At 70.9% G+C, this 26,229-nt stretch carries 23 protein-coding genes and 1 tRNA gene; 4 read left to right on the forward strand and 20 right to left on the reverse strand.

The genetic code is table 11. From position 1 onward, the window contains the following. Window position 1: 1 nt before the first annotated feature. Window positions 2–1,369: an extracellular solute-binding protein gene (locus tag ACF059_RS15990; protein WP_392057061.1), complete on the reverse strand. Its 1,368-nt coding sequence runs from the start codon at window positions 1,367–1,369 to the stop codon at window positions 2–4. 104 nt (window positions 1,370–1,473) lie between these two features. Here ACF059_RS15990 and ACF059_RS15995 point away from each other — a divergent pair, with 104 nt between their 5' ends. Beyond that, window positions 1,474–2,517 (forward strand): LacI family DNA-binding transcriptional regulator, encoded by a 1,044-nt coding sequence (locus ACF059_RS15995; protein WP_392057064.1) that lies wholly within the window; start codon window positions 1,474–1,476, stop codon window positions 2,515–2,517. Between the two features lie 117 nt (window positions 2,518–2,634). Here ACF059_RS15995 and ACF059_RS16000 read toward each other — a convergent pair. The 4 genes from ACF059_RS16000 to ACF059_RS16015 all read right to left on the reverse strand — a co-directional run bounded on the left by ACF059_RS16000 (window position 2,635) and on the right by ACF059_RS16015 (window position 5,392). Then, window positions 2,635–2,707: transfer RNA gene (locus ACF059_RS16000), tRNA-His, on the reverse strand. Window positions 2,708–2,813: 106 nt separating this feature from the next. Next, window positions 2,814–3,416, reverse strand: a complete 603-nt coding sequence (gene orn, locus ACF059_RS16005) for an oligoribonuclease (RefSeq protein ID WP_366867066.1) — start codon at window positions 3,414–3,416, stop codon at window positions 2,814–2,816. 106 nt (window positions 3,417–3,522) lie between these two features. Continuing rightward, window positions 3,523–4,695, reverse strand: coding sequence for a helix-turn-helix domain-containing protein (locus ACF059_RS16010; protein ID WP_392057067.1), 1,173 nt, complete (start codon window positions 4,693–4,695; stop codon window positions 3,523–3,525). Window positions 4,696–5,071: 376 nt separating this feature from the next. Further along, window positions 5,072–5,392, reverse strand: coding sequence for a hypothetical protein (locus ACF059_RS16015; protein WP_392057070.1), 321 nt, complete (start codon window positions 5,390–5,392; stop codon window positions 5,072–5,074). 440 nt (window positions 5,393–5,832) lie between these two features. On the opposite strand from ACF059_RS16015, the gene ACF059_RS16020 reads away from it, so the two are divergent. Both ACF059_RS16020 and ACF059_RS16025 read left to right on the forward strand, forming a co-directional pair. Next, on the forward strand, window positions 5,833–6,369 hold the full coding sequence (locus ACF059_RS16020; RefSeq protein WP_392057073.1) for a universal stress protein: 537 nt from the start codon (window positions 5,833–5,835) through the stop codon (window positions 6,367–6,369). Between the two features lie 97 nt (window positions 6,370–6,466). Continuing rightward, on the forward strand, window positions 6,467–7,033 hold the full coding sequence (locus tag ACF059_RS16025) for an acetate uptake transporter (protein ID WP_366867063.1): 567 nt from the start codon (window positions 6,467–6,469) through the stop codon (window positions 7,031–7,033). Window positions 7,034–7,131: 98 nt separating this feature from the next. Here the strand turns inward: ACF059_RS16025 and glmS are convergent, their stop codons facing one another. The 3 genes from glmS to ACF059_RS16040 all read right to left on the reverse strand — a co-directional run bounded on the left by glmS (window position 7,132) and on the right by ACF059_RS16040 (window position 10,298). Then, window positions 7,132–8,949 (reverse strand): glutamine--fructose-6-phosphate transaminase (isomerizing), encoded by a 1,818-nt coding sequence (gene glmS, locus ACF059_RS16030; protein WP_361953131.1) that lies wholly within the window; start codon window positions 8,947–8,949, stop codon window positions 7,132–7,134. Window positions 8,950–9,037: 88 nt separating this feature from the next. Next, complete coding sequence (locus ACF059_RS16035; protein WP_392057076.1) at window positions 9,038–9,313, reverse strand: hypothetical protein; 276 nt, start codon at window positions 9,311–9,313, stop codon at window positions 9,038–9,040. Between the two features lie 97 nt (window positions 9,314–9,410). Continuing rightward, entirely contained in the window at window positions 9,411–10,298 is an 888-nt protein-coding gene (locus ACF059_RS16040) for a DUF4429 domain-containing protein (RefSeq protein WP_392057079.1), read from the reverse strand. 51 nt (window positions 10,299–10,349) lie between these two features. Between ACF059_RS16040 and ACF059_RS16045 the strand changes: the two genes are divergently transcribed. Beyond that, window positions 10,350–11,945 carry a beta-N-acetylhexosaminidase gene (locus ACF059_RS16045; RefSeq protein ID WP_392057082.1) on the forward strand — a complete coding sequence of 532 codons (1,596 nt, stop codon included), beginning with the start codon at window positions 10,350–10,352 and terminating at the stop codon, window positions 11,943–11,945. Between the two features lie 68 nt (window positions 11,946–12,013). Here ACF059_RS16045 and ACF059_RS16050 read toward each other — a convergent pair whose 3' ends face one another. The 12 genes from ACF059_RS16050 to ACF059_RS16105 all read right to left on the reverse strand — a co-directional run bounded on the left by ACF059_RS16050 (window position 12,014) and on the right by ACF059_RS16105 (window position 26,229). Then, window positions 12,014–12,469 carry a hypothetical protein gene (locus ACF059_RS16050; protein WP_392057085.1) on the reverse strand — a complete coding sequence of 152 codons (456 nt, stop codon included), beginning with the start codon at window positions 12,467–12,469 and terminating at the stop codon, window positions 12,014–12,016. An 80-nt stretch (window positions 12,470–12,549) separates the two neighbouring features. Next, window positions 12,550–14,142: an alpha/beta hydrolase gene (locus tag ACF059_RS16055; RefSeq protein WP_392057088.1), complete on the reverse strand. Its 1,593-nt coding sequence runs from the start codon at window positions 14,140–14,142 to the stop codon at window positions 12,550–12,552. 9 nt (window positions 14,143–14,151) lie between these two features. Then, on the reverse strand, window positions 14,152–14,433 hold the full coding sequence (locus tag ACF059_RS16060; protein WP_392057091.1) for a hypothetical protein: 282 nt from the start codon (window positions 14,431–14,433) through the stop codon (window positions 14,152–14,154). 172 nt (window positions 14,434–14,605) lie between these two features. Continuing rightward, window positions 14,606–16,387, reverse strand: coding sequence for an IucA/IucC family protein (locus ACF059_RS16065; RefSeq protein WP_392057094.1), 1,782 nt, complete (start codon window positions 16,385–16,387; stop codon window positions 14,606–14,608). Then, the gene (locus tag ACF059_RS16070) at window positions 16,384–16,953 is read right to left on the reverse strand and encodes a GNAT family N-acetyltransferase (protein WP_392057099.1); all 570 of its coding nucleotides are present in this window, start codon (window positions 16,951–16,953) and stop codon (window positions 16,384–16,386) included. Before ACF059_RS16070 ends, ACF059_RS16065 begins: the two co-directional genes overlap by 4 nt. Next, window positions 16,950–18,242: a lysine N(6)-hydroxylase/L-ornithine N(5)-oxygenase family protein gene (locus ACF059_RS16075; protein ID WP_392057102.1), complete on the reverse strand. Its 1,293-nt coding sequence runs from the start codon at window positions 18,240–18,242 to the stop codon at window positions 16,950–16,952. The genes ACF059_RS16070 and ACF059_RS16075 overlap by 4 nt, the downstream gene beginning before the upstream one ends. After that, complete coding sequence (locus tag ACF059_RS16080; RefSeq protein ID WP_392057105.1) at window positions 18,226–19,722, reverse strand: pyridoxal phosphate-dependent decarboxylase family protein; 1,497 nt, start codon at window positions 19,720–19,722, stop codon at window positions 18,226–18,228. Before ACF059_RS16080 ends, ACF059_RS16075 begins: the two co-directional genes overlap by 17 nt. A gap of 144 nt (window positions 19,723–19,866) precedes the next feature. After that, the gene (locus tag ACF059_RS16085; protein ID WP_392057109.1) at window positions 19,867–20,787 is read right to left on the reverse strand and encodes a siderophore-interacting protein; all 921 of its coding nucleotides are present in this window, start codon (window positions 20,785–20,787) and stop codon (window positions 19,867–19,869) included. Window positions 20,788–20,843: 56 nt separating this feature from the next. Continuing rightward, on the reverse strand, window positions 20,844–21,881 hold the full coding sequence (locus ACF059_RS16090) for an ABC transporter substrate-binding protein (protein WP_392057112.1): 1,038 nt from the start codon (window positions 21,879–21,881) through the stop codon (window positions 20,844–20,846). 165 nt (window positions 21,882–22,046) lie between these two features. Next, on the reverse strand, window positions 22,047–23,207 hold the full coding sequence (locus ACF059_RS16095) for an acyl-CoA dehydrogenase family protein (RefSeq protein WP_360898003.1): 1,161 nt from the start codon (window positions 23,205–23,207) through the stop codon (window positions 22,047–22,049). Window positions 23,208–23,215: 8 nt separating this feature from the next. Next, entirely contained in the window at window positions 23,216–24,133 is a 918-nt protein-coding gene (locus ACF059_RS16100; RefSeq protein ID WP_366867110.1) for a hydroxymethylglutaryl-CoA lyase, read from the reverse strand. Window positions 24,134–24,144: 11 nt separating this feature from the next. Further along, entirely contained in the window at window positions 24,145–26,229 is a 2,085-nt protein-coding gene (locus ACF059_RS16105) for an acetyl/propionyl/methylcrotonyl-CoA carboxylase subunit alpha (protein WP_392057114.1), read from the reverse strand.

Below are 26,229 nucleotides of genomic sequence, written 5' to 3' on the forward strand. Positions count from 1 at the left end.
CTCACCGGTCCAGGGCGTTGTCGATCGCCTTCACCGCGGCCTCCCAGCCCTCCTGCGGCGAGCGGCCCTTCTGGTCGACCTGGAGCATCCCGATGTCCGCCAGGTTCTGCGCGATGACCAGGTCCTTGGGGCCGACCACCGTCACCGGCACCCCCTCGGCCGCCTTCGCGAAGATCTCCCCGATCGGGGCCCCGCCGAAGTAGTCGTGCTTCGCACCCGACACCGCCGGCAGCTTGTACGCGGCGCTCGCGCTCGGGAAACTGCCGCGCTTCTCGAAGAGCTTGGCCTGCTGCTCCGGAGCCGTCAGCCAGGCCGCCAGCTTCGCCGCCTCCTCGGCGTGCTTGCCCGCCTTCGGCACCACCAGGAAGGAACCGCCCCAGTTGCTGGGCTTCGGCGCCTGCGCCACGTCCCACTTGTCCTTGCCCGCCGGGCCCGCCTTGTCCTGGATGTAACCGAGCATCCAGGCCGGGCAGGAGACCGTCGCGAAGGAGCCGTTGGAGAAGCCCTGGTCCCAGGCCGGGGTGAACTGCTGGAGCTTGGCGCTCAGCCCCTCGGTGGCGAAGGAGGCCGCCAGGTCGAAGGCCCCGCGCACCGCCGGGTTCGTCTTGTAGACGACCTGGCCCTGCTCGTCGTAGAACCGCTGCGCGCTGCCCCCGGTGACCGCCGTCATCACGCCCGAGGCCGAGTCGACGAACGCCTTGCCCTCGCCGGCCTTCGCCTTGTACGCCTTGCCCGCCTCCAGGTACTTGTTCCAGTCGCCCGCCCACAGCGCCCCGACCGCCGCCCGGTCACTGGGCAGCCCCGCCGCCTCGAAGAGGTCCTTGCGGTAGCAGATGCCCTGCGGGCCGATGTCGGTGCCGAGACCGACCGTGGCGCCGCCCTTCGCCGTGCCCTGCGCCCACTTCCACGGCAGGTAAGCGGCCTTGTCCACGCCGGGCGCCTTGCCCAGGTCCACCAGCTTGTCGGCCTGGGTGGCGGTGATCTCCGCGATGTTGTTGACCTCGACGGCCTGGATGTCGGCGAGCCCGCTGCCCGTGCCCAGGTGGGTCAGGAGCTGGGGGTAGTAGTTCTCGTTGCGCTCGATGGAGGTCTGCTCGATGCGGATCCCGGGATTCTGCGCCATGTACTCGTCGTAGAGCCCGGCCTCCTGGAGGCCGAAGGCCCCGAAGACCCCCACGGTGAGGGTGGTCTTCGCCTTGCCGTCACCGGTCGGGTCGCCCTTGCCGGAGCTCTCCTTCGGGTCCTCGGCGCATCCCGCGAGCAGCAGGGCCGCGGCCCCGAGCGCCGTGACGGTGGTGAGGAGACTTCTTCGGGCGCCTGCTCGCGCTCGTGTTCGGCCTTGCGATCGGGCCGGTATCTGGGCTCGCATGGGCTTCCTCCCTGAAGGACGCAAACGTGCCGGGGTGTCGTGTGACACAGTGTGGGAGCGCTCCCACAGTCGTCAAGAGGTAGATTCACAACCGGGAGGAAGCCATGAACGGGTACGGGCGCAGCGGGGGACGACCGACCCTGGAGGAGGTCGCGGCGCGCGCCGGAGTCGGACGCGGCACGGTCTCCCGGGTGATCAACGGATCCTCCAAGGTCAGCGAGCACACCAGGGCCGCCGTCGAGGCGGCCGTCGCCGAGCTGGGGTACGTCCCCAACCGTGCGGCGCGGGCGCTCGCCGCCAACCGCACCGACGCCATCGCCCTCGTGATCCCCGAGCCCGAGGCGCGCTTCTTCGCCGAGCCGTACTTCTCCGAGGTGGTCCGCGGGGTCGGCGCCGCCCTCGCCGAGACTGACGTGCAGCTCGTCCTCACCCTGGCGGGCAGCGACCGCGAGCGCCGCCGCCTGGCCCAGTACCTGTCCGGGCACCGCGTCGACGGCGTGCTGCTCGTCTCCGTGCACGCCGGGGACCCGCTGCCCGAGCTGCTCGCCGAGCTCGGCATCCCGACGGTGATCAGCGGCCGCCGCTCCGCCGCCGAGACCCTGCCCTGCGTGGACTCGGACAACCTGGCGGGCGCCGCAGAGGCCGTACGCCACCTCCTCGAACGCGGCCGGCGCACCCTGGCCACGATCGCCGGCCCGCAGGACGTCTACGGGGCCCAGTGCCGCCTCGACGGCTACCGGCAGGCCCTGGCCGCCGCCGGACACCCCGTCGACGAGCAGCTGATCGCGGTCGGCGACTTCACCGAGGACGGCGGCCGCCGGGCCATGCGCGAGCTGCTGGAGCGCCGCCCCGGCCTCGACGCGGTCTTCGCCGCCTCGGACGTCATGGCCGCCGGCGCCCGGCGGGAGCTGCGCGCGGCCGGCCGCCGGATCCCGCAGGACGTGGCGCTGGTCGGCTTCGACGACTCGGTGGTGGCCCGGCACATGGACCCGCCGCTGACCAGCGTCCGCCAGCCGATCGAGGAGATGGGCCGGACCATGGCACGGGTGCTGCTGGAACACATCGCCGGACACCAGGACGGCGGCGGGGAGCCGGAGGGGACCGCCGTCGTCCTGCCCAACCGGCTGGTGGTCCGCGAATCCTCGTAGGCACGGGACGACGGACGACGGACGACGGGCGACGGACGACGGACGACGGACGACGGACGACGGACGACGCACACGCAGAAGGCCCCGGCCGCTTTCGCGACCGGGGCCTTCTCGCAGGGTGAGTGACGGGACTTGAACCCGCGGCCACCTGGACCACAACCAGGTGCTCTACCAACTGAGCTACACCCACCATGTCCGGTCGGAAAACCGACCGGCCGAAGAAAAGGGTACAGGGTCCGGGAGGGTGCTCGCTCCCCCGTTTCCCCGCCCCCCTCCCCGGGAGGGCCGGGCCCCCGCTACGCGCCGGGAGAAGCGTGCTTGGCGGCGATGCTGCGGGCGGTGTCCGAGTCGGGCCCGGGCTGCGGCACGAAGACCGCCTCCCGGTAGTAGCGCAGCTCGGTGATCGAGTCCTTGATGTCCGCCAGCGCCCGGTGGTTGCCGTTCTTCGGCGGGCTGTTGAAGTACGCCCGCGGGTACCAGCGGCGCGCGAGCTCCTTGACCGAGGACACGTCCACGATCCGGTAGTGCAGATAGCTCTCCAGCGCCGCCATGTCGCGCAGCAGGAAGCCGCGGTCGGTGCCGACCGAGTTCCCGCAGAGCGGTGCCTTGCCGGGCTCCTTCACGTGCTCCCGTACGTAGGCCAGGACCTGCGCCTCGGCATCGGCGAGGGTGGTGCCGCCCGCCAGTTCGTCGAGCAGTCCGGAGGCGGTGTGCATCTCGCGCACCACGTCGGGCATGGTCTCCAGGGCCGCGTCCGGCGGGCGGATCACGATGTCCACGCCTTCGCCGAGTACGTTGAGCTCCGAGTCGGTGACCAGTGCGGCCACCTCGATAAGTGCGTCGTCCGTCAACGAGAGCCCGGTCATCTCGCAGTCGATCCACACCATGCGATCGTTCATGTGTCCCACCTTATGCGGTCCCCCGCGGGGCGGACGGCATATGCGGAAGGTCCCCCATCGGCGGTGACCGGTGGAGGACCTTCGCCTGCCCTGCCCCTCGTGGGGGCTACGCGTGTTCCCGAAGGACACGCCCCGGGGCGTACAGCTCGGTGACGGTGGGGCCGGCCGCGGCCAGGGCCGCCGCCGCCCGGTGGGGCTGCGGAGTGCGCTGGTGCGGAACGGGACCCGAGTTCATCTCGGCCACCTGCGCCACGTCGGCCTGCGGCCGGCGTGCTCGGTAGGCGGAGCGGTACGCGGCCGGGGAGGACCCCAGCTGCCGCCGGAAGTGACCGCGCAGGGCCACCGGCGAGCGGAACCCGCAGCGTCCGGCGACCTCGTCGACCGAGTAGTCGGAGGTCTCCAGCAGCCGCTGCGCCTGGAGCACCCGCTGGGTGATCAGCCACTGCAGCGGCGCGCTGCCGGTGAGCGAGCGGAACCGGCGGTCGAAGGTGCGCCGGCTCATGTACGCACGGGCCGCCAGGGTCTCCACGTCGAACTGCTCGTGGAGGTGCTCCAGCGCCCACGCGACGACCTCGGCCAGCGGGTCGGCGCCGATCTCCTCCGGCAGCGACCGGTCGAGATAGCGCTCCTGGCCACCGGTGCGGCGCGGCGGGACGACGAGCCGGCGGGCCAGGGCCCCGGCCGCCTCGCTGCCGTGGTCCGTGCGCACGATGTGCAGGCACAGGTCGATTCCGGCCGCGGTGCCCGCGGACGTGAGCACGTCGCCGTCGTCGACGAACAGTTCGCGCGGATCGACATGGACGGACGGGTACCGCTTGGCCAGCGTCGGCGCGTACATCCAGTGCGTCGTCGCGGGCCGGCCGTCCAGCAGACCGGCGGCGGCGAGCACGAAGGCCCCCGTGCACAGTCCGACGATCCGGGCCCCCTCCTCGTGCGCCAGACGCAGCGCGTCGAGCGCCTCCGGCGGCGGCGGTGAGGTGATGGAACGCCAGGCGGGCACGACGACCGTGCCTGCCCGGGCGATCGCCTCCAACCCGTATGGCGCGGTCAGTTCGAGTCCGCCGGTGGTCCGCAGCGGACCGTCCTCCCCGGCGCACACGAGCAGTCGATAGCGTGGAACTCCCGCGTCCTGCCGGTCGATGCCGAACACGGAAAGTGGAATGGAGCTCTCGAAGATCGGTCCGCCGCTGAAGAGCAGCACCGCGACGATCTCCCTGCGGCGACGCCCCGCGAGCTTCCGGCCCGCGTCAGCGATGACTGCGGTGGAATCCTGGCTCATGGCGCTAAGCCCCCCTTGGGTGTCGCGACTCCTTGGTCTGGTCGCACCTGCACGTTTCCCCTCGGCCTTGCACGTGGATCCCCCGCCGTAAATACATGATCGAATCTACTGCGTCCCGTGGTGTCGGCGTGACAAGTTCAGCACGCAGCGCTATGTCGACTTCTCAACTTGGCGAAAAGCATTCGATCAGGATCCGTTCCGCTCCGCTACCCGATCGAGAGGTGCGTCGGCCGTCCGTGGCCAGTACCCGTACGGGCAAAACGCCCCCCGAGGTCCGTCATCGCTGGTGATGACGGGCAAGGCGGGACATTCCGGCAAGGAGGGCAACCTGCCGGGAAGTTGGCCGAAAACGTGCGGGTGTGGATGTGCGAATGAGTCAGTCGTGCGGGCGCGCGGGGTCGGACCCCCGGCAGCCGCGCCGGTTTCCGGCCCCGCCGCGCGAGTGCCGGCCGCGGTGGCCGGGCGCCTCCTGCGACTCCGGCCGCACCCGGGCCTCGGCCTGCCGCGTCCTCTCCGAGTGGCGCAGCAGGATCCGGCACGCGGCCGTGACGGCGAGCAGGCCGAGGGTCGCGACCGCGGCCCCGCCGAAGGAGGTCCCGTAGACGACGAGGACCACCGGGACGAGCAGGCAGCTGAAGGCGGCCCAGCGCACGACGTCGCCCGCGGGGTCGTCGGCGGGCCGCCCGGCGGACTGCACGGACGAGTGAAGGGCCGGACGGCCGGAAGCGGCGAAACGGGGGCTCCCGGACCGGGCGGCCCGGGCGGACCGCGTCGGCTGAGCTGGCTGGACGGGGTGAACCGGATGACCGGGCACGGCGTGCTCCCTGCGGGCTCTTACCTGGAGGTCGGACTCGTGTCCAACGCCGCGCGACCGCGCTCGGTCACTGCGCGCACGGGTGGCGAAGCCCCGTCTCGTCACTGGCTGTAGGGGACAGCGGCCATTGCCAAGGAGCGCGCGCTCCGGCATGCTCCCTGGGACGCTCTCCAAGGGCGGCAAGCCCTGTGCAGGACAGGAGTGTCGCCGTACCCTGGGGGGTATGGGCTTGGGAAGATGCTTCCCGGACAGAGCTCCGTCACCCAGCGTCGCCGATTTCGCCCCCTGTTCCTTCCTCCAAGGACCTCTTCACCGAGACACCCATGGCCGGTCACGAATTCTCCGAACCCGCGGACCGCAAGCGCAAACGCATCGCCGCCGACCCCGCGTCGGCCGCCGATCTGCGCGCGGTGGAACAGACGCGCATGCCCTGCGACCCGGCCTTCCGGCACGGGGTCGTGGTGGGATTCGACGGATCCACGTCCAGTGAGCGCGCCCTCGCGTACGCGATCGGCATGGCCCGCCGCTCCGGATCCGGCCTGATCATCGTCCATGTCGCGAACCGGCTGCCCACGACCGTGTGGGCCGGGTGCGAGCCACCGGTGTTCGTGGACGTCCCCGACCACCGCACCGAGGTGCTCGGGCTGGAACTGGCCTGCGCCGACTACCTGGCCGAAGTGCCGTGGATCCTGGTCGAGCGCGGTGGTGACATCTGCCATGAGCTGGAGGAGGTCGGCCGGGAGTATTCGGCCGACGCCATCGTGGTCGGGTCCACGCACGGGATCGTGGGTCGCATCTTCGGCTCGGTGGCCGGCCGCCTGGCCAAGCGCGCCCAGCGACCCGTCGTTGTCATTCCGTGACTGCTTGTTAACCGATTGTGCGGTTGTGCACCCGTGTAAAGGGTAGATAAATGCTGCTGGGACGCAGCAAACAACTGCAGATCGAAGGGAGCCCGCCGTGGACAATGGTGTCTCTGCGGGAAGCACGGCCTCGACTTCGACCCTCGGGCACATAGCCCTGGGTCTGACCCTTCTCGCATTCGGTATCGGCCACACCGGTGTCATCGACGGTGTGACCGCTGCCAACTCCGTGTCGCTCGCGATGTACGTCGGCGGCGCCGCCCTCTTCCTCCTCGGACTCCTGGAGTACCGCGGCGGCAACGGGTTCAACGGCACCGCGTTCGCGGGCCTCGGCGTCTTCTGGTTCACGTGGGCCAAGGGCGCGGGGGGTTCGGTCTCCGACGAAGCCGCCGGAACGTTTCTTGTCCTGTTCGCGATGCTCGCGCTGAGCCTCACGGTCGCCGCCGCGAGCGGTGTGTTCGGCCAGGGCGTCTACGCCCTGCTGACCCTGTCCCTCGTCCTGCTGGCGGTCGGCGCGTTCGCCGACAGCGGCGGGCTGGTCAAGGTCGCCGGCTGGGTGGCCGCCGTCTCCGGATTGCTGGCCTGGTACGGGGCCACCGCGGCCCTGGCGCACTGGCCGATGGCCCTGGGCAAGAGCCGCCGCGGCGCGGTCGCCGCGGGCTGAGCACCACGCGGGCACCACGCGAGCACCACGCGAGCCGGCCCCCGTGCGCAGGGCGCACGGGGGCCGGCTCATGTCGAGACGCGTGGGACGGGCCGTGACTACTCGACCGTGACCGACTTCGCCAGGTTGCGCGGCTTGTCGATGTCCCGGCCCATGGCCAGGGCCGTGTGGTACGCGAGCAGCTGGAGCGGGATGCCCATCAGGATCGGGTCGAGCTCGTCCTCGTTCTTCGGCACCACGATGGTGTGGTCCGCCTTCTCCTGCTCGCGGTGCGCCACCGCGAGGATCCGGCCGCTGCGGGCCTTGATCTCCTCCAGCGCCGCACGGTTCTTCTCCAGCAGGTCGTCGTCCGGGACGATGGCGACCGTCGGCAGCGAGGGCTCGATCAGGGCGAGCGGGCCGTGCTTGAGCTCGGAGGCCGGGTAGGCCTCGGCGTGGATGTAGGAGATCTCCTTCAGCTTGAGGGAGGCCTCCAGCGCCACCGGGTAGCCGCGCACCCGGCCGATGAACATCATCGACTTGGCCTCGGCGAACTCGGCCGCCAGCTTCTTGATGTCCTCTTCGCCGTCGAGGATCTCCTGGATCTGCGCGGGCAGCTTGCGCAGGCCCTCGATGATCCGCTTGCCGTCGGTGACCGAGAGGTCCCGGATGCGGCCCAGGTGCACGGCGAGCAGCGCGAAGGCCACGACCGTGTTGGTGAAGCACTTGGTGGAGACGACGCAGACCTCGGGGCCGGCGTGCACGTACACGCCGCCGTCGGCCTCGCGGGCGATCGCGGAGCCGACCACGTTGACGACGCCGAGGACGCGGGCGCCCTTGCGCTTGAGCTCCTGGACGGCCGCGAGGACGTCGTAGGTCTCACCGGACTGCGAGACCGCGATGTAGAGGGTGTCGGGGTCCACGACCGGGTTGCGGTAGCGGAACTCCGAGGCCGGCTCGGCGTCCGCGGGGATGCGGGCCATGCCCTCGATGAGACCGGCGCCGATGAGGCCCGCGTGGTACGAGGTGCCGCAGCCCAGGATCTTGACCCGGCGGATGCCGCGCGCCTCGCGCGGGTCCAGGTTCAGGCCGCCCAGGTGCACGGTGTTGAAGCGGTCGTCGATCCGGCCGCGCAGCACGCGGTCGACCGCGTCGGGCTGCTCGGAGATCTCCTTGTGCATGTACGTGTCGTGGCCGCCCATGTCGTAGGAGGCGGCCTCCCACTCCACGGTCTCCGGCGTGGCGGTGGTGGTGGCACCGCTGGTGGTGTAGGTGCGGAAGTCGTCGGCCTTCAGGGTGGCCATCTCGCCGTCGTCGAGGGTGACGATCTGGCGGGTGTGGGCGACCAGGGCGGCGACGTCCGAGGCGACGAACATCTCCTTCTCGCCGATGCCCAGGACGACGGGGGAGCCGTTGCGGGCGACGACGATGCGGTCGGGGAAGTCGGCGTGCATGACGGCGATGCCGTAGGTGCCCTCGATCGCCTTGACGGCCTCGCGCACCTTCTCCTCCAGGGAGTCGGCCACCGAGCGGGCGATCAGGTGGACGATCACCTCGGTGTCGGTCTCCGACACGAAGACGACCCCGTCGGCCTCCAGCTTGGCGCGCAGCTCGGAGGCGTTGTCGACGATGCCGTTGTGCACGACGGCGACCTTGTTGTCGGCGTCGAGGTGCGGGTGCGAGTTGATGTCGCTCGGGGCGCCGTGGGTGGCCCAGCGGGTGTGGGCGATGCCGGTGGTGCCGGCGAAGCGCTTGGGGACGCGGGACTCCAGCTCGCGGACCCGGCCCTTGGCCTTGACCACCTTCAGGGCGGCGGCCTTGGGGCTGTTCACGACGATGCCCGCGGAGTCGTATCCGCGGTACTCCAGCCGCTGCAGACCCTCCAGCAGCAGCGGTGCGACGTCACGCTTGCCGATGTAACCGACGATTCCGCACATACGGTGTAGCCCCTCCTGAAGTTCGGTTCAAAGTGCTCGTTCGCGTTCGTGTTCGCGTTGCGTTCGAGGCCGCGGGCGCGGCGCCGGATCAGCCGTAGACGATGCGGCGCAGCTGCCGCAGCGAGAGGTCCGGCGGTGCCACCGCGCGGTGCGGCAGCTCGGCCGCGATCCGCTCGAAGATCTCCGCGTTCACCGCTCCGCCGGCCTGCAGCTCACGGTGGCGTCGGCGGACGAACTCCTCGGTCGTCTCGTCGAAGTACGCGAGCACGTCGAGCACCACCCGGGCGGCTTCGCCTCGCTGCAGCGAGGTGCTGCGCACCAGGTGGTCGACGAGGTCGTCATGCGACGGGCGGCGATCGAGCACCCGTAGATACTGGCGGCTTCAGGCGCTGAAAGCAAAGATCCTGCCCGAATCCGGGCAGGATGGCCCTGGTCTGGACCGCAGGAATGGGTCGGTCCGGTTAGAAACATCGCAAAACGGCCTGTTTCGCCGCCGTGAACTCCTCGGCCGTCAGGACACCCGCCTGGTGCAGATCGCCCAGCTCCCGCAGCCGCCTGAGCAGGGCGTCGTGGTCCTCGCCGGGGGCGGCCGCCGTCCCGAGCTTGCCGGCCGGGTCGCCGGCCGCGTCGGCCGGGCCCTCCTGCGGCGCGGCCGGGTGGGGCATCCGTACGGCCACGGCCGCCGCGACCAGCGCCATCAGCGGGTCCTTCTTGAAACCGAAGAGCTCCACCGTGTGCGGGTCGTACTTGGGCGCCGGCGCCGGCGGGGCGCCCGTCGGGGTGAACCGCAGCCAGCCGTTCTCCAGCCCCTTCGACGGCGACCACTCCACCGTCCGCAGGTCCGCGACCCGCAGTTCCCGGGGCCCGCCGGAGCGCTTGGCCTCCTCCGTGGTCCAGTTCCACTCCAGGGCCACCCGGTCGCCGTCGAACGACACCGTCCCGTCGCCCGCGCCCACCGAGATCGGTACGGCCGGCCCCGGCAGCAGGTACCGGTCCACCGGGCCGGGGTCCACCTGGTCCAGCAGCAGGGCGGTGCGCACCTCCTCCACGAAGTACTCCGCGACCCCACTGCGGTCGGCCTCCACGGTCAGCCGGTACGGGTCGCAGGCCTCCGGCAGCCGCCCGCCCGTCACCTGGAGCAGCGGGTCGGCGCCCTCACGCAGCCGCAGGCGCAGCCGGCCCGCCTTGCGGCTCGGCTCGTAGGAGATCCCGGCGAGCGCGTGCAGCGGTACGACCACCTCGCCGAGGGTCTGCCGCAGCAGCGCCACCCCCTTGTCGCGGCCCGGCACGATGCGCACCGCGTCCCCGTCGAAGCTCCAAGTGCCGTCCTTCTGGATGATTTCCGCCATCCGGCGATTCTCCCACCGTCCTGGACGGGCCAGTTGGCCTATACCTGGGCCATGAGAGTCCTGCGACTGCGACGCACGCTCGGTACGCTCCTGGCCCTCGGCGTCCTGGGTGGTTCCGTTTCCTGCACCGCCGCCCACGGGGACGACGCCAGACCCGCCGACGACCCGCCCGCCGCGCTCACCCCCTTCGAGGCGCTGCTGCCGGCGCCGGCCTCCGTACGGGCGGCGGGCCCGGGCTACGCCCTCGGGCCGGGCACGGTCATCCGTACCGGCGCCGGCCGCGACGGGGAGGTCCGCCGGGTCGGCGAGCTCCTCGCCCAGCAGCTGCGCGGCCCCAGCGGGCTGCCGCTGCCGGTGGTGGACGGCGGCCGGGGGGACGGCATCCGCCTCGGCATCGACGAGGACGCGGCGGGCCTGGGGGACGAGGGGTACCGGCTGGAGTCGGGCCCCGGCGGGGTCACCCTCACCGCGCGGACGCCGGCGGGGCTCTTCCACGCGGGGCAGACCCTGCGCCAGCTGCTGCCGGTGACCGGTCGCGGGACGGTGCCCGGCGGCACGGTCACCGACCGGCCGCGGTTCCGCTACCGCGGGGCCATGGTCGACATCGCACGCCACTTCTTCAGCGTGGAGCAGGTCAAGAGGTACGTGGACCAGCTCGCCCAGTACAAGGTCAACACCCTGCACGTGCACCTCACCGACGACCAGGGCTGGCGCATCGCGATCGACTCCTGGCCGCGGCTCGCCGAGTACGGCGGCGCCGGCGAGGTCGGCGGCGGCCCGGGCGGCCACTGGACGAAGGAGGAGTACCGGGACCTGGTGGCCTACGCGGGCGAGCGGTACGTGGACGTGGTCCCCGAGATCGACATGCCGGGTCACGTGAACGCCGCCCTGGCCTCGTACGCGGAGCTGAACTGCGACGGCAAGGCCCCGGCCCGCTACACCGGCGTCAAGGTCGGCTTCAGCTCCCTGTGCGTCGGCAAGGAGCGGACGTACGAGTTCGTCGACGACGTCCTCGGCGAGATCGCGGCCCTCACGCCCGGCCGCTACCTCCACATCGGCGGCGACGAGGCGCACTCGACGCCGGCGGCGGACTACGCCGCCTTCATGGACCGGGCCCAGGCCGTGGTGGGGCGCTACGGCAAGACGGTGGTGGCCTGGCACCAGCTGGCGGCGGCGCGGCCGGCGCCGGGGGCGGTGCTCCAGTACTGGGGCCACGACCGGACCACGGCCGCGGAGAAGACGAAGGTGGCCGCGGCGGCGAAGGCGGGCCACCCGCTGGTCCTCTCGCCCGCGGACCGGCTGTACCTGGACATGAAGTACGAGGCGGCGACGAAGCCGGGGCTGGCGTGGGCGGGATACGTCCCGGTCAAGCGCGCGTACGACTGGAACCCGGGCGCCTACCTGGCCGGCGTCCCGGAGTCCGCCGTCCTCGGCGTGGAGGCCCCGCTGTGGACGGAGGCGGTCACGACGCGCGCGGAGTGGGAACTGATGGCCTTCCCCCGCGTCCTGGGTCTGGCGGAACTGGGCTGGTCCCCGGCGGCCGCCCTCGACTGGACCGCGTACAGCCGCCGCCTGGCCGCCCAGGCCCCCCGCCTGGAGGCCCAGGGCATCACCTTCTACCGCGCCCCGGAGGTCCCCTGGTCGTAGCCCGGCGTTTCAGCCGCGGGCGCCCGCGGGAAGCGGACGCCCGCGCCGCCGCCTGCCGTCCCTTCCCGTCAGAACTGCTGCTGCTTGGCGTCGGGCGGGAGGAGGCAGGGGGTGTCGATGGACAGGGTCAAGGTGTCCTCGTCTACGTCGCCCGCGGAGATGTACTGCTTGTCCTTCGGGTGTTTCGCCTGCACGCCGAAGGCGCCACGCTCCTGCGCGGGACCTTCCTGGTAGCCGACGATCTTGAACCCCTGGGCTTCGAGTTCGGCCCTCAATGCCCTCATGGCTTCGGTGTACTGAGCCCGGGGCAACTTGGCGCGTGCGTCGTACATCAGGGTGAACCGGCCGTCTTCAGCCGTCTCGCCATTCTGTCCCGTGCAGTTGGTGAAGTTCGCCTGGGGCGTGCCCGGGATGATCTCGGACTTGGTGGTGCGGGCCATGGACTCGACCCAGTGCCGGGCCCAGGCCTCCGCCTTCTCCTTGCTCATGCGGGGAAGGGCGTCGTTGACGCCGCTGTCGGACATGCAGCCTCCGAGCATCAGTGTGAGGGCAACAACGAGGGCTGCCCTTCGGGTTGGGGGCATGGGTCGCGGTCTCCTTCGGATCATCTGGACGGCCCGGGGCGGGGCTTCAATCCGGCGATGATGCGGCCCTGGTTGTCGAGGCTCTGACTGCCATCATCCCAGTAGCCACTGTGTCCGGAGGTGTCCACGTACATCCTCTGGGCTCCGAAGCGAGGTTCCTTCGGGTCTACCGAGAGCGAGAGACCGGAGGTCCAGTTGGAGACGAAGTCGTCTGTGGAGGCTCCCACCCACAGATGGCCGGGATTCACGTGCAGCTGATCTGCGCGCTCCACCGTGAGGCCGGGGCTGCCGACCACCACGATGTCGTCCGCCTCGAGCCCTGCGCCGCCGGCATCAGCGGCTCCGGTCATGGAAGACCCGTAACTGTGGCCGATGACAGTCAGGTGCCCGCGCTCGCCTTCGTGTGCGGATCGGAGGCCGTGGGTGAAGTCCCGCAGGTCTTCCGCACCTGCCCGCGCCCGGCCTTGGGTGGTGACACTTAGGTCGATCTCAGGGGCGTCGTAGTCCATCCAACTGATCACGGAGACGCCTTCTCCGTTCCCAGCCGCTTTCCCCGCGGCGTTCTGCAGCTTGTCGATGCGGTTCAGCTGGCCGCCGTAGTTGTCCAGCTGGTTGTCCGTCCCGGGCACCAGGACCGCGGTGTGGCGGGCGGTGTCCGGGTTTCCCAGGGCCACGATGGCACGGCCGTCCTTCTCGGTGCCGAAGCCGAGCAGGTACATCTGTTTGTGGGGCGGGCCGCTGTCCGTCTCGTCCAGGCGGTCCTTGAGCGTGGCCAGGTTTCGATAGTTGTACCGGTCGTGGTAGCCGAGGCTGCCTTCCCGCAGCGCGTAGTCGTTCAGGCGCAGGTCCAGGGCCGAGCGGTTGGCTTCGTCACGCGTCGGCGCGGGCAGACCGTCCAGAGCGCCGATCCTGTCCGGGTAGGCGGCGAGGTAGAACTGACGCCTCTCCTCGTCCAGGCTCGCCCACCAGTCCTTGGACTGTTGGGGGTTCTGGCCGTCCGGGATGTCCTTGGGGTTGATGCCGGCGAACTCGGCGACGCGCGCCACGTCTTCCTGGGCGTGCGCACCGCCGTACCGCTTGTCGAGGTCGAAGGGATCCAACTGGTGCAAAGCCTCAGCGGCGGTCTGGCTGGCGCTCTTGGCTTCCGTCACCGCCTCGTCGATGCGGGCTCGGAACCCGCCCAGAGAGGAGTTCGCCTGCTGTTGCAGACCCTGGTAGTCCGGATCGTTGTGGTACCGCTGGTCGATAACCTGCCGGGGTTCGACCCAGCCGTCGTCCCGGACCGTATGACCGGCCGTCTCGGCATCGGTGACCGCACTGCGAAGCTTGCGCTGGGCGTTGCGCATCTTCGTGGCGAGTGTGTCCAAGATGACCGCGATCAGGCGGGCGTTGAGCTCGGCCGTGCCCAGCTTGGACTCCGTCGCTTCCATGGCCGCAAACCCGTAGGTAGCGCTGACACCCGCCCAGCCGGCCTTGTGCAGCGGGCCTGTCACCCGCTTGCGACTGCCGGCCTGGGTGTCATCGAGCGCTTTGGCGAGCCTCTTCCAGGAAGCGGTCGCGGCGTCAATGTCGGAGAAGTCCTGGCGGAGCAACTGTGCAAAGAGTTCGGGCATTGCGGTTGCTCACCAGCCCCGGAACTTGGACAGCAGTTCCTGCTCGAGGATGGCGTGCCCGTTGGCCAGGAGCCGGAGACCCTCTGCGTGGTCCGAGAAGGTCTGCTGGAGGGTTTCCAGGGCTTCCCCCCAGCCCTTGCCCGCGCCCGTCATCCGAGGTCCGGCCGCCCAGGGCGCGAAAGAGGTTCCTGCATCAGCCAGGTCCGTCAAGGCCTTCTTCAGGACCGGCTGCAGATCCGCCACCAGCGTGTCCACGGCCCCGGCTGATGCGCGCAGGTCTGCCTGTGACACGTTCTGGTCCCACCCCATGGAACGCCCTCCCCGTTGTTCCTGTGATCGCAGCGATCGTATGCGCATGCGAAGGGTATCGCCAGCCTGTTCGCCTCAAAGGGGTCGAGGAGGTGCAAGGGCAGGCGGGCGCGCGGCCGAGGGACCGTAGTCGGGCGCGCGCCCGCCTCCTTGTTCACCGCCGCGCGAAGGGCGCGACGGGGTTCTTGAGGGTGCCGATCAGTTGGAGGGCTGCCGACGGGTCGGCGAGGTCGACCATTTGCTCGTTGTTGCGCAGCTGGAGGCGGTTGAGGCAGGACAGCTGGAACTCGGGGGCGAAGAGGTCGTAGCGCCGGAAGCGGTCGGCGAGGGCCGGCATGGAGTCCTGGTAGGCGTGGGCGCAGTCGGCCACGGCCTTCCAGAAGGTCTCCTCGGTGCAGATGCCCTCCGTGACCAGGATCGAGCCCAGGAAGCGGAAGAAGCAGTCGAACACGTCCGTGAAGACCGACAGCAGCTTCATGTCCTCCGGGATGTCGGCCCTGACGCGCTCGACGGCCGGGGGGAGGACCGCGTCGGGGTCCATGACCACGATCTCCTCGGCGATGTCCTTGAAGATCGCCCGCTGCACGACGCCGTCCTTGAGGACCAGGATGGTGTTCTCGCCGTGCGGCATGTAGGCGAGGTCGTACTGGTAGAAACAGTGCAGGAGGGGGAGGAGGTAGGCCTTCAGGTACGGCGCCAGCCACTGCTCGGGAGTCAGGCCCGACTCGGCGATGAGCGCGCCCACGAAGGACCGGCCCTCCGCGTCGACGTGGAGCAGGGAGGCCATCGTGGCCAGGCGTTCGCCCTCGCGGAGCGAGGCCACCGGGGACTCGCGCCACAGGGCCGCGAGCATCTTGCGGTAGGGGGAGTAGCGGTCCGTCGCGCGTTCGTACTGGCGGTGGTGGTAGCCGATCGCCGCCCGCTCGCGGATGATCGAGAAGTCGACGGACCGCAGGACCTCGTCGCCCTCGATCAGCTGGTGGAGCCAGTCGTTGATCGCCGGGGTGGCCTCCATGTAGGCCGCGGAGAGCCCCCGCATGAAGCCCATGTTCAGGACCGAGATGGCGGTCTTGACGTAGTGCTTGGTGGGGGTGGTGGTGTTGAAGAACGTACGGATCGACTGCTGGGCGAGGTAGGCGTCCTCGCCCTCGCCGAGCAGCACCAGACGGCGGGCCGCGATCTCGGCGGCGAAGGTGACCGTCGTCTTGTTCCACCACTGCCAGGGGTGGACCGGGAAGAGGTGGTAGTCCGCCAGGTCCAGGCCCAGAGCCGCCAGCTTCGCCCCGAACCCGGCGATCGCCGTCTCGCCCAGCTCCTCGCGCATGAACGCGTCGTGGTCCAGCCCCGCGCCCGCCGTGAAGGTGGAGACGTCCTTGCGGGCCGCCACCCACACCAGGTGGACCGGGCTCGCGGTCTCCGGCGCGTACGAGAGGTACTCGTGCACGCCGAAGCCGAGACGGCCGTTGTTGGCGACGAAGCAGGGGTGGCCCTCGGTCATGCCCGTCTCGATGTCCTGGAAGGAGGACTTCGCGAGCACGGCGGCGGGCACCTGCGGCTTCGTGTACTTGAAGCAGGAGCCGGCCAGGGTGGAGGAGATCTCCTCCAGGTAGACGGGCAGCACCCGGTCGCTCAGGCCCAGGGTCCGCTGGAACTCGATGTGGAAGTCGAGGGCGTCCGGCTCGGCCGGTTCGCCGTCGCGGTGGCGGGTGATCGAGTCCTCGTCCACCGCCCAGTGGTCCAGGGCGTGGAGCTCGGCGCGGAAGCGGTACTCGACCGCGCCGTCGTCGCTCAGGACGGAGTACAGCCCGTCGCCGAGCGGCGCGGGGGTGAGCAGGCGCTCGTGGGAGAACTCCGCCAGCGCCTTGCGGACCAGGGCGCGGTTCGCCCGGGCCCACAGTTCGGGGGAGAGGTGGGCTACGGCGTCGGACAGGCTCATATCGTGGCCGCCTCGAACTGGGCGCGGGTGCAGAAGCTCAGGAGCGCTTCCTTCTCGGGCTTGCGGACCGGGCCGTCGGCGACGAAGCCGACCGCCTCGTTCAGGGCGTGGACCGCGGTGTTGCGGACGTCCGGTTCGACCACGACCCGCTGGGTGGCGGGGTCGGCGAAGAGGCAGGACATCACCGTCGTGATCACCGCGCGGGTGAAGCCGCTGACCGGGGTGTCGGTCGGCGCCACGAGGAAGTGCATGCCGACGTCGCCGGGCCGGGGCTCGTACAGGCCGACCAGTTCGACCTTGGCCGGGTCGTAGCTCTCCATCAGGAAGGCCGGGCGGCCCTCGTGGAGGCCGATGAAGGCGTGGTGGTGCTCGGCCGCGGCGATGCGCATGTACTCGCGCTCCACGTCGGGCAGCGTGGCGTCCTGCATCATCCAGAACGCGGCCTTGGGGTGGGTGACCCAGCCGTGCAGCAGCTCGGCGTCCGCGAAGGGGTCCAGGGGGCGGACGGAGAAGGTCCCCAGGGCCGCGTCGGTGCGGGCGTAGAGGGTCTCGGGCGGGGTGCTCATGCGTGGCTGCCTTCCGGTACTGCGAACTGCTGGAACGCGATGGACTTCTCGACCTTGTAGTGCTCGCGGCCGAGGAGCTCACCGATGATGTACGCGTTGCGGTACGCGGCCATGCCCAGGTCGGGCGAGGTCAGGGAGTGGTTGTGCGTCGTGCCGTTCTGGAGGAAGACCCCGCGGCCGGTCGTGTCGACGCTGTAGTTGCGGGCCGCGTCGAGGCGGCCGTGGCCGTCGAAGTTGAGGCGCTCGCGGACGGGGTTCAGGAAGTCGGGCACGCGGTACTTGTAGCCGGTGGCCAGGACCAGCCCCTCGGAGGCGAGGGAGAAGTCCCGCTCCTGCTCCTCCTGGCGCAGCCCCAGGGTGTAGGTGCCGGTGGTGGTGTCGTACGCCGCGCTGTTCAGCGAGGTGTTGGTCAGCAGGGTGGTCGGCACCGGGCCCGGCATGGTGATCTTCTTCTGGTAGAGCAGGTCGAAGATGGCGTTGATCAGCTCGCCGTCGATGCCCTTGAAGAGGTTCTTCTGCTGGCTCTCCAGCCGGTAGCGGGTCTCCTCGGGGAGGGCGTGGAAGTAGTCCACGTACTCGGGGGAGGTCATCTCCAGCGTCAGCTTCGTGTACTCCAGCGGGAAGAACCGCGGTGAGCGCGTGACCCAGTTGAGCTGGTAGCCGTGGACGTCGATCTCGGCGAGGAGGTCGTGGTAGATCTCCGCGGCGCTCTGGCCGGAGCCCACCAGGGTGATCGACTTCTTCCGCTGGAGCTCCGCCTTGTGCTGCATGTAGACGGAGTTGTGCAGGAAGTCGCCGCCGAGTCCGGCGCAGGCCTCCGGGACGAAGGGCGGGGTGCCGGTGCCCAGGACCAGGCGCCGGGCCAGGTGGGTCTCGCCCCGGTCGGTGTGGACCTCGTAGAGCCCGGCCCGCTCGTCGTAGGTGACCTCGGTGACGGAGGTGGAGTACAGGACGTTGTCGAGCCGGTCGGCGGCCCAGCGGCAGTAGTCGTTGTACTCGGCGCGCAGCGGGTAGAAGTTCTCCCGGATGTAGAAGGAGTACAGCCGGTCCTTGTCCTTCAGGTAGTTCAGGAAGGAGAAGGGCGAGGTGGGGTCGGCGAGGGTGACCAGGTCCGACATGAACGGCGTCTGGAGGTGGGCGCCGTCCAGGAACATCCCCGCGTGCCACTCGAAGTGCGGCTTCGACTCGATGAAGAGGCCGTCGAGCTCGTCGATCGGGGCGGTCAGGCAGGCGAGTCCCAGATTGAAGGGACCGAGGCCGATTCCGATGAAGTCACGAGGCGTGGGCAAGGGATTCTCCCAGGTACTGCTCGGCGTGGGACGCGAGGAGGTCGAGGACGGCCGCGATGTCGGCCGTCGTGGTCTGCGGGTTGAGCAGGGTGAACTTCAGGTACTGGTCCCCGTCCACCTTGGTGCCGGCGACGACGGCCTCACCCGAGGCGAACAGGGCCTTGCGGGCGTGCAGGTTGGCCTCGTCGACCAGGTCGCCGCGGACCTCGCCGTCGGCCGCCGGCACGTAGCGGAAGACCAGCGTGGAGATCTGCGGCTTGACGACGACCTCGAAGCGCGGGTCGGCGTCGATGAGGTCCCAGCCCGCGGCGGCCAGGTCGACGACCTCGTCGAAGAGGGAGCCGATGCCGTCGGCGCCCATGACGCGCAGGGTCATCCAGAGCTTGAGCGCGTCGAAGCGGCGCGTGGTCTGGATGGACTTGTCGACCTGGTTGGGGATGCGCTCCTGCGCCATCCGCCGCGGGTTGAGGTAGTCCGCGTGGTACGTGGCGTGCCGCAGGGTGTCGCGGTCGCGGACCAGCACCGCGCTGGAGCTGACCGGCTGGAAGAAGGACTTGTGGTAGTCGACCGTGACCGAGTCCGCGTGCTCGATGCCGTCGAGGAGGTGCCGGCGGGTGGGGGAGACCAGGAGTCCGCAGCCGTACGCGGCGTCCACGTGCATCCACGCGGAGTGCTCGGCGGCCAGCCGGGCGATCTCGGGGAGCGGGTCGATGGACCCGAAGTCGGTGGTGCCGGCGGTGGCGACGACGGCCATCGGGAAGACGCCCTCGCGCTCGCAGTTCTCCAGCTCCAGGGCGAGCACCGCGGTGTCCATGCGGCGGTTGCGGTCGACCGGGACGGAGATGACGGCCTCGTAGCCGAGGCCGAGCATGGCGGCCGACTTCTTCACGCTGAAGTGGCTGGCCTCGGAGGTGAAGATGCGCAGTGCGGGCAGGACCTCGGACTTGGCGAGATCGCGGCCTTCGCTCCGGGCCCGCTGCATCAGGATGCGGCAGGCCTCGTCGCGGGCGAGCAGCAGCGCGTGGAAGTTGGACTGGCTGCCCCCGGAGGTGAAGACGCCGTCCGCGGCCGGGCCCAGGCCGATGCGCTCGGCGGTCCAGTCGATGAGGCGGCGCTCGATCAGCGTGCCGCCGATGGACTGGTCCCAGGTGTCGAGGGAGGAGTTGACGGCCGACAGGACCGCTTCGCCGAGCACCGCGGGGATGACCACCGGGCAGTTGAGGTGCCCCAGGTAGCGCGGGTGGTGGAAGTAGACCGCGTCGCGCAGGTAGACGTCCTCCAGCTCGTCCAGGGCGGCGGCCGCGTCGTGGAGCGGCCGGTCCAGGTCGATGGCGTCGATGACCGGGGAGAGTTCGTCGACGGAGATCCCGGTGTGGGGTCGCTGCGTGGTCGCGAGCCGGGCGGCGACGCGTTCGACTCCCTCGGTGACGGAACGCCGGTAGAGGTCCGCGGTCGTCTCGTTCAGCAGATGCGAGCGCATCAACATTCCTCCGGGCAGGGGAAGCGGCGGGTGGGGGGTGATGCAGTTAGGTTAGCCTAACCTAATTGCACTGCAAAACAGAGATGGGCCCCGGCATCATGCCGGGGCCCATCTCACAAATGCCCCTCCAGGAAAGGAAGTTGACTACAAGTCGGAGGCCGGGTCCTCACTGGGAGCCTGACCCGCGTACGCCTCGGCGAGGAGCTGTTCCTCACTCGCGCCGAGCCGCCAGTACCCCGTGAAGCGCACCGCGCGGCGGTCGACGCCCCGTTCCTGCACGAAGTGGCGGCGCACCGCCCGTACGGTGCCCGCCTCGCCCGCCAGCCAGGCGTACGGGGCTTCGGCCGCGGGCGGGGCGGCCGTGCGCAGCGCGCCCAGCACCTGCTCGGCGCGGTCCCGGCCGCCGCCAGCGCCCGCGCCCGTACCCGGGCGGACGATCCAGGTGATGTCCGCGTCGGCGGGCGTCGTCAGGGCGAGCCGGTCGTCCTCGTGCGGGACCTCGAACCAGGCCCGGACCGGGGTCCCGGCGGGCAGTGCCTCCAGGATCGCGGCCGCGGCCGGCAGGGCGGTCTCGTCCGCGTACATCCAGACCGCGTCGGTGGCGGGCGGCGGCTGGAACCGTACGGACTTGTTCCGCGCGACGGCGGGGCCGATCGCCAGGATCCGGCGGCCGGTGACCGCCCGGCCCGCCCAGCGGGAGGCCGGGGACGCGTCCCCGTGGAGGACGAAGTCGACGTCGACCTCGTCCGTCCCCTCGGGCGTACGGCGTTGCTCGCGCACCGTGTAGGAGCGCATCACGGGGCGCTCCTCGTCCGGCATCGCGCGCCAGGCGGCGAACCAGGTGTCCTCGTCCGTGGACGGGAGCCGGGTGTGCTCCTGGCCGGCGGGTGGCAGGAAGAGCGACAGGCTCTGGTCGAAGCCGCCCGAGCGGAAGTCCGCGAGGGACTCACCACCGAACGTGACCCGCAGGAACGAGCGGCCGAGCCGGCGGGTGCGGAGCACGTCGAGCGCGAAGAACCGGAAGTGCGCGGTGGGCGCGGCGGCGTCGGACGCGGTGGCGGTCATGCGGAGGGTCCCCCTGGAGGTCGGTGCGGCGCGGGCCGTGCGCGGCGGTCGGAGCGTCAGCTGACCTTCTTGGCGCTCTGGAGGGCCTTCGCGAGGTTCTCCAGGATCTGGGCGCACTTGTCGTAGGAGAAGATCGGCTCGGTGACGCGCGGGGTGATCTGGCCGGCCTTGACCGCCGGGAGCTCGGCCCAGGTGGCCTTAGCCTTCAGGTCCTCCGGCTGCAGGGTGCCGGTGCGGTTGTCGAGCAGGACGACGTCGGCCTTGTACTTGCCGGCGTTCTCCCAGCTGAGGCTCTCGAAGAAGCCGCCCTCGTCCAGCTTCTCCGGGGTGACGAACTCGACGCCGAGCGACTTGAAGTACTTCAGGTCGGCCGAGGTCTCCGGGGTGGAGACGTAGAACAGGTCGGCGGAGCCGGAGCCGACGAGGACCTTGACGCCCGGGTTGGCCTTGGTGGCCTCGCGCACCTTCGCGGCGGCGGCCTCGAAGCGGGCCTTGGCGTCGACGGTGGTCTTGGCGTTCATGTCCGCGCCCAGGGACTTGGCGAGCTCCGCGGTGCGCTCCAGGGCCTTGTCGAGGGTGGCGTCGCCGCCCACGGAGATCGCGGCGGCCGGGGCCAGCTTCAGGATCTTGTCCTTGGAGGCCGCGGGCACGTACCAGTAGCTGCCGTCCCAGGTGTTGGTGACGAGCAGCTCGGGCTGGAGGGCGGCGTACTTCTCGACGTTGAACTCGTCGTAGACGTTGCCGAGGATCTCGACCTTGGAGATGTCCATCGATCCGGCCTGGACGTCGGCCTTGCCGTCGGCGGTCCTGGTCGGGCCGAAGACGCCCTTGACCGGGATGCCGTAGTCGTACAGGGCGGCCGCGGTGCCGGTGAAGGCGACGATGTTCTTCGGCTTGGACTTCAGGCTGACCTCCTTGCCGAGGTCGTCCTTGAAGGTCCAGGGGCCCGAGGCCGCGGCGCCGTTGTCCTTGCCGCCGTCCCCCTTCGCCGAGTCGGTGCCACCGCAGGCGGCGAGCGCCGCGACGAGGCCGAGGGCGCCGCCGGCCGCGATGAATCCGCGGCGGGTGAAGGAGGAGGTGCGGGACTTGGGCATGTCGGTGTCCGTTTTCGTGCGTGCCGGGCGGCCACTCGGCCGTTCGGAGGGAAGGTTAGCCTAACCTTCCCCTGGATGGGTAAGGGGGCCCTAAGTTTCCTTGAGGGCCCCCTCCGGCACGGCACGGCACGGCACTCGGCACGAGACGCCGCGGCGCGGACGCGGCTACGCGGTGAAGCCCAGCTCGCGGGCGATCAGCATGCGCTGGACCTCGCTGGTGCCCTCGCCGATCTCCAGGATCTTGGAGTCGCGCCACATGCGGGCCACCGGGTACTCGTTCATGAACCCGTAGCCGCCGTGGATCTGCGTCGCCTCGCGGGCGTTGTCGACGGCGACCGTCGAGGAGTACAGCTTCGCGATCGCCGCCTCCTTCTTGAAGGGCTCACCGGCCACCAGCCGCGAGGCCGCGTCGCGCCAGCCGATGCGGGCCATGTGGGCGCGCATCTCCATGTCGGCCAGCTTGAACTGGATCGCCTGGTTGTCGCCGATCGCCTTGCCGAAGGCGTGGCGCTCCTTGGCGTACTTGACCGACTCGTCCACGCAGCCCTGCGCCAGACCGGTCGCGAGCGCGGAGATGGCGATCCGGCCCTCGTCGAGGATCCGCAGGAACTGGGCGTAGCCGCGGCCCTCTTCGCCCACCAGGTTGGCCAAGGGGACCCGTACGTCCTGGAAGGACAGCTCACGGGTGTCCGAGGCGTTCCAGCCGACCTTGGAGTAGGGGGCGGCGACCGTGAAGCCGGGGGTGCCGGACGGGACGATGATCGAGGAGATCTCCGGGCGGCCGTCGGCCTTGCGGCCCGTCACGGCGGTGACCGTGACCAGACCGGTGATGTCCGTACCGGAGTTGGTGATGAAGCACTTGGAGCCGTTGATCACCCACTGGTCGCCCTCGCGGACGGCCGTGGTGCGGGTGCCGCCGGCGTCGGAGCCGGCGCCCGGCTCGGTCAGACCGAAGGCGCCGAGGATCTCGCCGGAGCACATCTTCGGCAGCCACTGCCGCTTCTGCTCCTCGGAGCCGAAGAGGTACAGGGGCATGGCGCCGAGGGAGACGCCGGCCTCCAGGGTGATGGCGACCGAGGAGTCGACGCGGGCCAGCTCCTCCAGGGCGATGCCGAGGGCGAGGTAGTCGCCGCCCATGCCGCCGTACTCCTCGGGGAAGGGCAGGCCGAACAGGCCCATGCGGCCCATCTCGGCGACGATCTCGTAGGGGAACTCGTGCCGTTCGTACAGGTCGCCGATCTTCGGCGCGACCACGTCGTGCGCGAATGCCTCGACGGTACGGCGGAGTTCTTCGTGCTCGGGGGTGAGCCGGTGGTCGAGGGACATGGTCTTCGTTACTCCTTGTGGGAGAGGGCGCGGACGGTACGGGAGGGGCTGGGGCGCCCCAGCCGTTCGGCCATCCACACGCTCGTGGCGGTGAGGGCGGCCAGGTCGACCCCGGTGTCGATGCCGAGGCCGTCGAGCATCCACACCAGGTCCTCGGTGGCGAGGTTGCCGGTGGCGCTCTTGGCGTACGGGCAGCCACCGAGGCCGCCGGCGGAGGCGTCGACGGTGCTCACGCCGTGCTGGAGGGCGGCGAGGGTGTTGGAGAGGGCCTGGCCGTAGGTGTCGTGGAAGTGCACGCCGATGCGGTCGGTCGTGACCCCGGCCTCGTTCAGCGCGGTGAGCAGGGCCTGGACGTGGCCCGGGGTGGCGACGCCGATGGTGTCCCCGAGGCTCAGCTCGTCACAGCCGAGGTCGAGCAGGGCCTTGGCGACCCGCACGACCTGGTGGACCGGGACCGGCCCCTCCCAGGGGTCGCCGAAGCACATCGACAGATAACCCCGGACGTGTGCCTTCTCCTGCCGGGCCCGGGCCACGACCGGCTCGAACATGGCGAGGGACTCGGCGACGGTGCGGTTGAGGTTGCGGGAGGCGAAGGTCTCGGTGGCCGAACCGAACACCGCGATGCGGGTGGCTCCCAGGGCGAGCGCGCGGTCGAGCCCCCGCTCGTTGGGGACCAGGACGGGCAGCGCGGCCTCCACGTCGGCGAGCAGCGGGAACAGCTGCTCCGCGTCGGCCAGTTGGGGCACCCACTTCGGGTGCACGAAGCTGGTCGCCTCGATGGTGGTGAGCCCGGCGGCGGCGAGACGGTGGACGAACTCCGCCTTCACCTCGGTGGGCACGGCCGTCTTCTCGTTCTGCAGGCCGTCGCGGGCGCCGACCTCGTGGATGCGGACCCGGGCCGGGAGCCCGGGGGCCGGGACGTTCATGGGCAGCCGGTTCACGCGCCCTCCTCCTCGTCCGCGGTGACGACGGCCAGGACCTGGTCCATGGCGACGGTGGCGCCGGGGGTCACGTCGAGCTCGGTGACGGTGCCGGCGTGCGGGGCGGAGATGACGTGCTCCATCTTCATGGCCTCGACGACGAGCAGGCTCTGCCCGGCCGCGACCTTGTCCCCGACGGCCACCTTGACGACGGTGACGGTGCCGGGCATGGGGGCGGCCAGGGTGTCGGCGCCGGTCCGGCCCGCGCCGCTGAGGTTCGCGGCGACGGGGTCGTACGCCTGCACGTGCCAGCTGTCGGCGTCGCGCCCGAGCCAGGTCCCCTCCGGGGAGGTGGCGTGGCTGAATCGGTGGGTGACGCCGTCGAGTTCGATGGTGACGGTGTCCGGCGTGCGGGTGATGATCCGGCCGCGGGCCGGTGCGCCGGGGGCGCCGCCCCCGGACCCCGGCGCCTCAATCTCCCCCAGACTCCGTCCGGGGGGACCCCCAGGCGAGGCTGGAAGTGCGAGCTCGGTGTCGGTGCCGGACCGCCGGGTGCGGACCGTCACCGGGTCCTGGCCCGGGAGGCGGAAGTGGTGCACCGTCCAGGCGGGCGTGCCGCCGAGGCGCCAGCCGGTGGGGGCGTCGAAGGGGTCGACCCACGACTTCAGCCCGTCCGGCGTTTGAGGACCGGGGTGGGGGACAGACAGCAGCGCGGCCGCCGCGTACACCTCGGCCGGTACGCCGTCCGGGAGCAGCCCGGAGAGGTCGCGCTCGACCAGGCCCGTGTCCAGGTCGCCGGAGACGACGTCCGGGTGGGCCAGCAGCCTCCGCAGGAAACCGGCGTTGGTCTGGACGCCCAGGATCACCGTGTCGGCCAGCGCCCCCCGCAGCAACCGCAGGGCACTGGCCCGGTCGGGACCGTACGCGATCACCTTCGACAGCATCGGGTCGTACGTCGACCCCACCGGCACGCCCGCCGTCAGGCCCGAGTCCGTGCGGACCGCGCCGCCCGAGGGCTCGGACAGGGCCAGGACCGTACCGCCCGACGGCAGGAAGCCGCGCGCCGGGTCCTCCGCGCAGACGCGGGCCTCGATCGCGTGCCCGGTCAGCCGGACGTCCTCCTGCGTGACCGGCAGCGCCTCGCCGGAGGCGACCCGCAGCTGGAGCTCCACCAGGTCCAGGCCCGTGATCAGCTCCGTCACCGGGTGCTCGACCTGGAGGCGGGTGTTCATCTCCATGAAGTAGTAGGAGGAGGGGTCCTTGCCCGGGACGATGAACTCCACCGTGCCCGCGCCGACGTACCCGCAGGAGCGGGCCGCCTCGACCGCCGCCGCGCCCATCGCGGCACGGGTCTCCTCGTCGAGCAGGACCGACGGCGCCTCCTCGATGACCTTCTGGTGGCGGCGCTGGAGCGAGCACTCCCGCTCGCCCAGGTGGATCACGTTCCCGAAGGAGTCGGCCAGCACCTGGATCTCGATGTGCCGCGGCCGGTCCACCCACCGCTCGACCAGCAGGGTGTCGTCACCGAAGGAGGACCGCGCCTCGCGCCGGGCCGCCGCGATCTCCTCGGCCAGCACCGCCTCGTCGCGCACCAGTCGCATGCCCTTGCCGCCGCCGCCCGCGGAGGGCTTCAGCAGCACCGGCATGCCGATCTCCGCGGCCGCCGCGACGAGTTCCGCGTCCGACAGGCCGCTGCCCGAGGAGCCCGGCACGACCGGGACGCCGGCGGCGCGCACCGTCTCCTTGGCCCGGATCTTGTCGCCCATCAGGGAGATGGCGGAGGCGGGCGGCCCGATGAAGGCCAGTCCGGCGTCCGTGCAGGCCTGTGCGAAGGCCGCGTTCTCCGCGAGGAAGCCGTAGCCCGGGTGGATCGCCTCGGCGCCCGTCCGCTTGGCGGCATCCAGCAGCCGCTCCACCGACAGGTAGCTCTCTGCGGCCGCGGCCGGCCCGATCCGGACGGCCGTGTCGGCCTCCCGGACATGGCGCGCGTCCGCGTCCGCGTCGCTGAAGACCGCCACGGAGCGGACTCCCAGCTCCCGCAGCGTGCGGATGACGCGTACCGCGATCTCGCCCCGGTTCGCGACCAGAACAGTGCTGAACAT

The sequence above is a fragment of the Streptomyces sp. NPDC016562 genome (assembly GCF_043076955.1).
Lineage (GTDB): Bacteria > Actinomycetota > Actinomycetes > Streptomycetales > Streptomycetaceae > Streptomyces.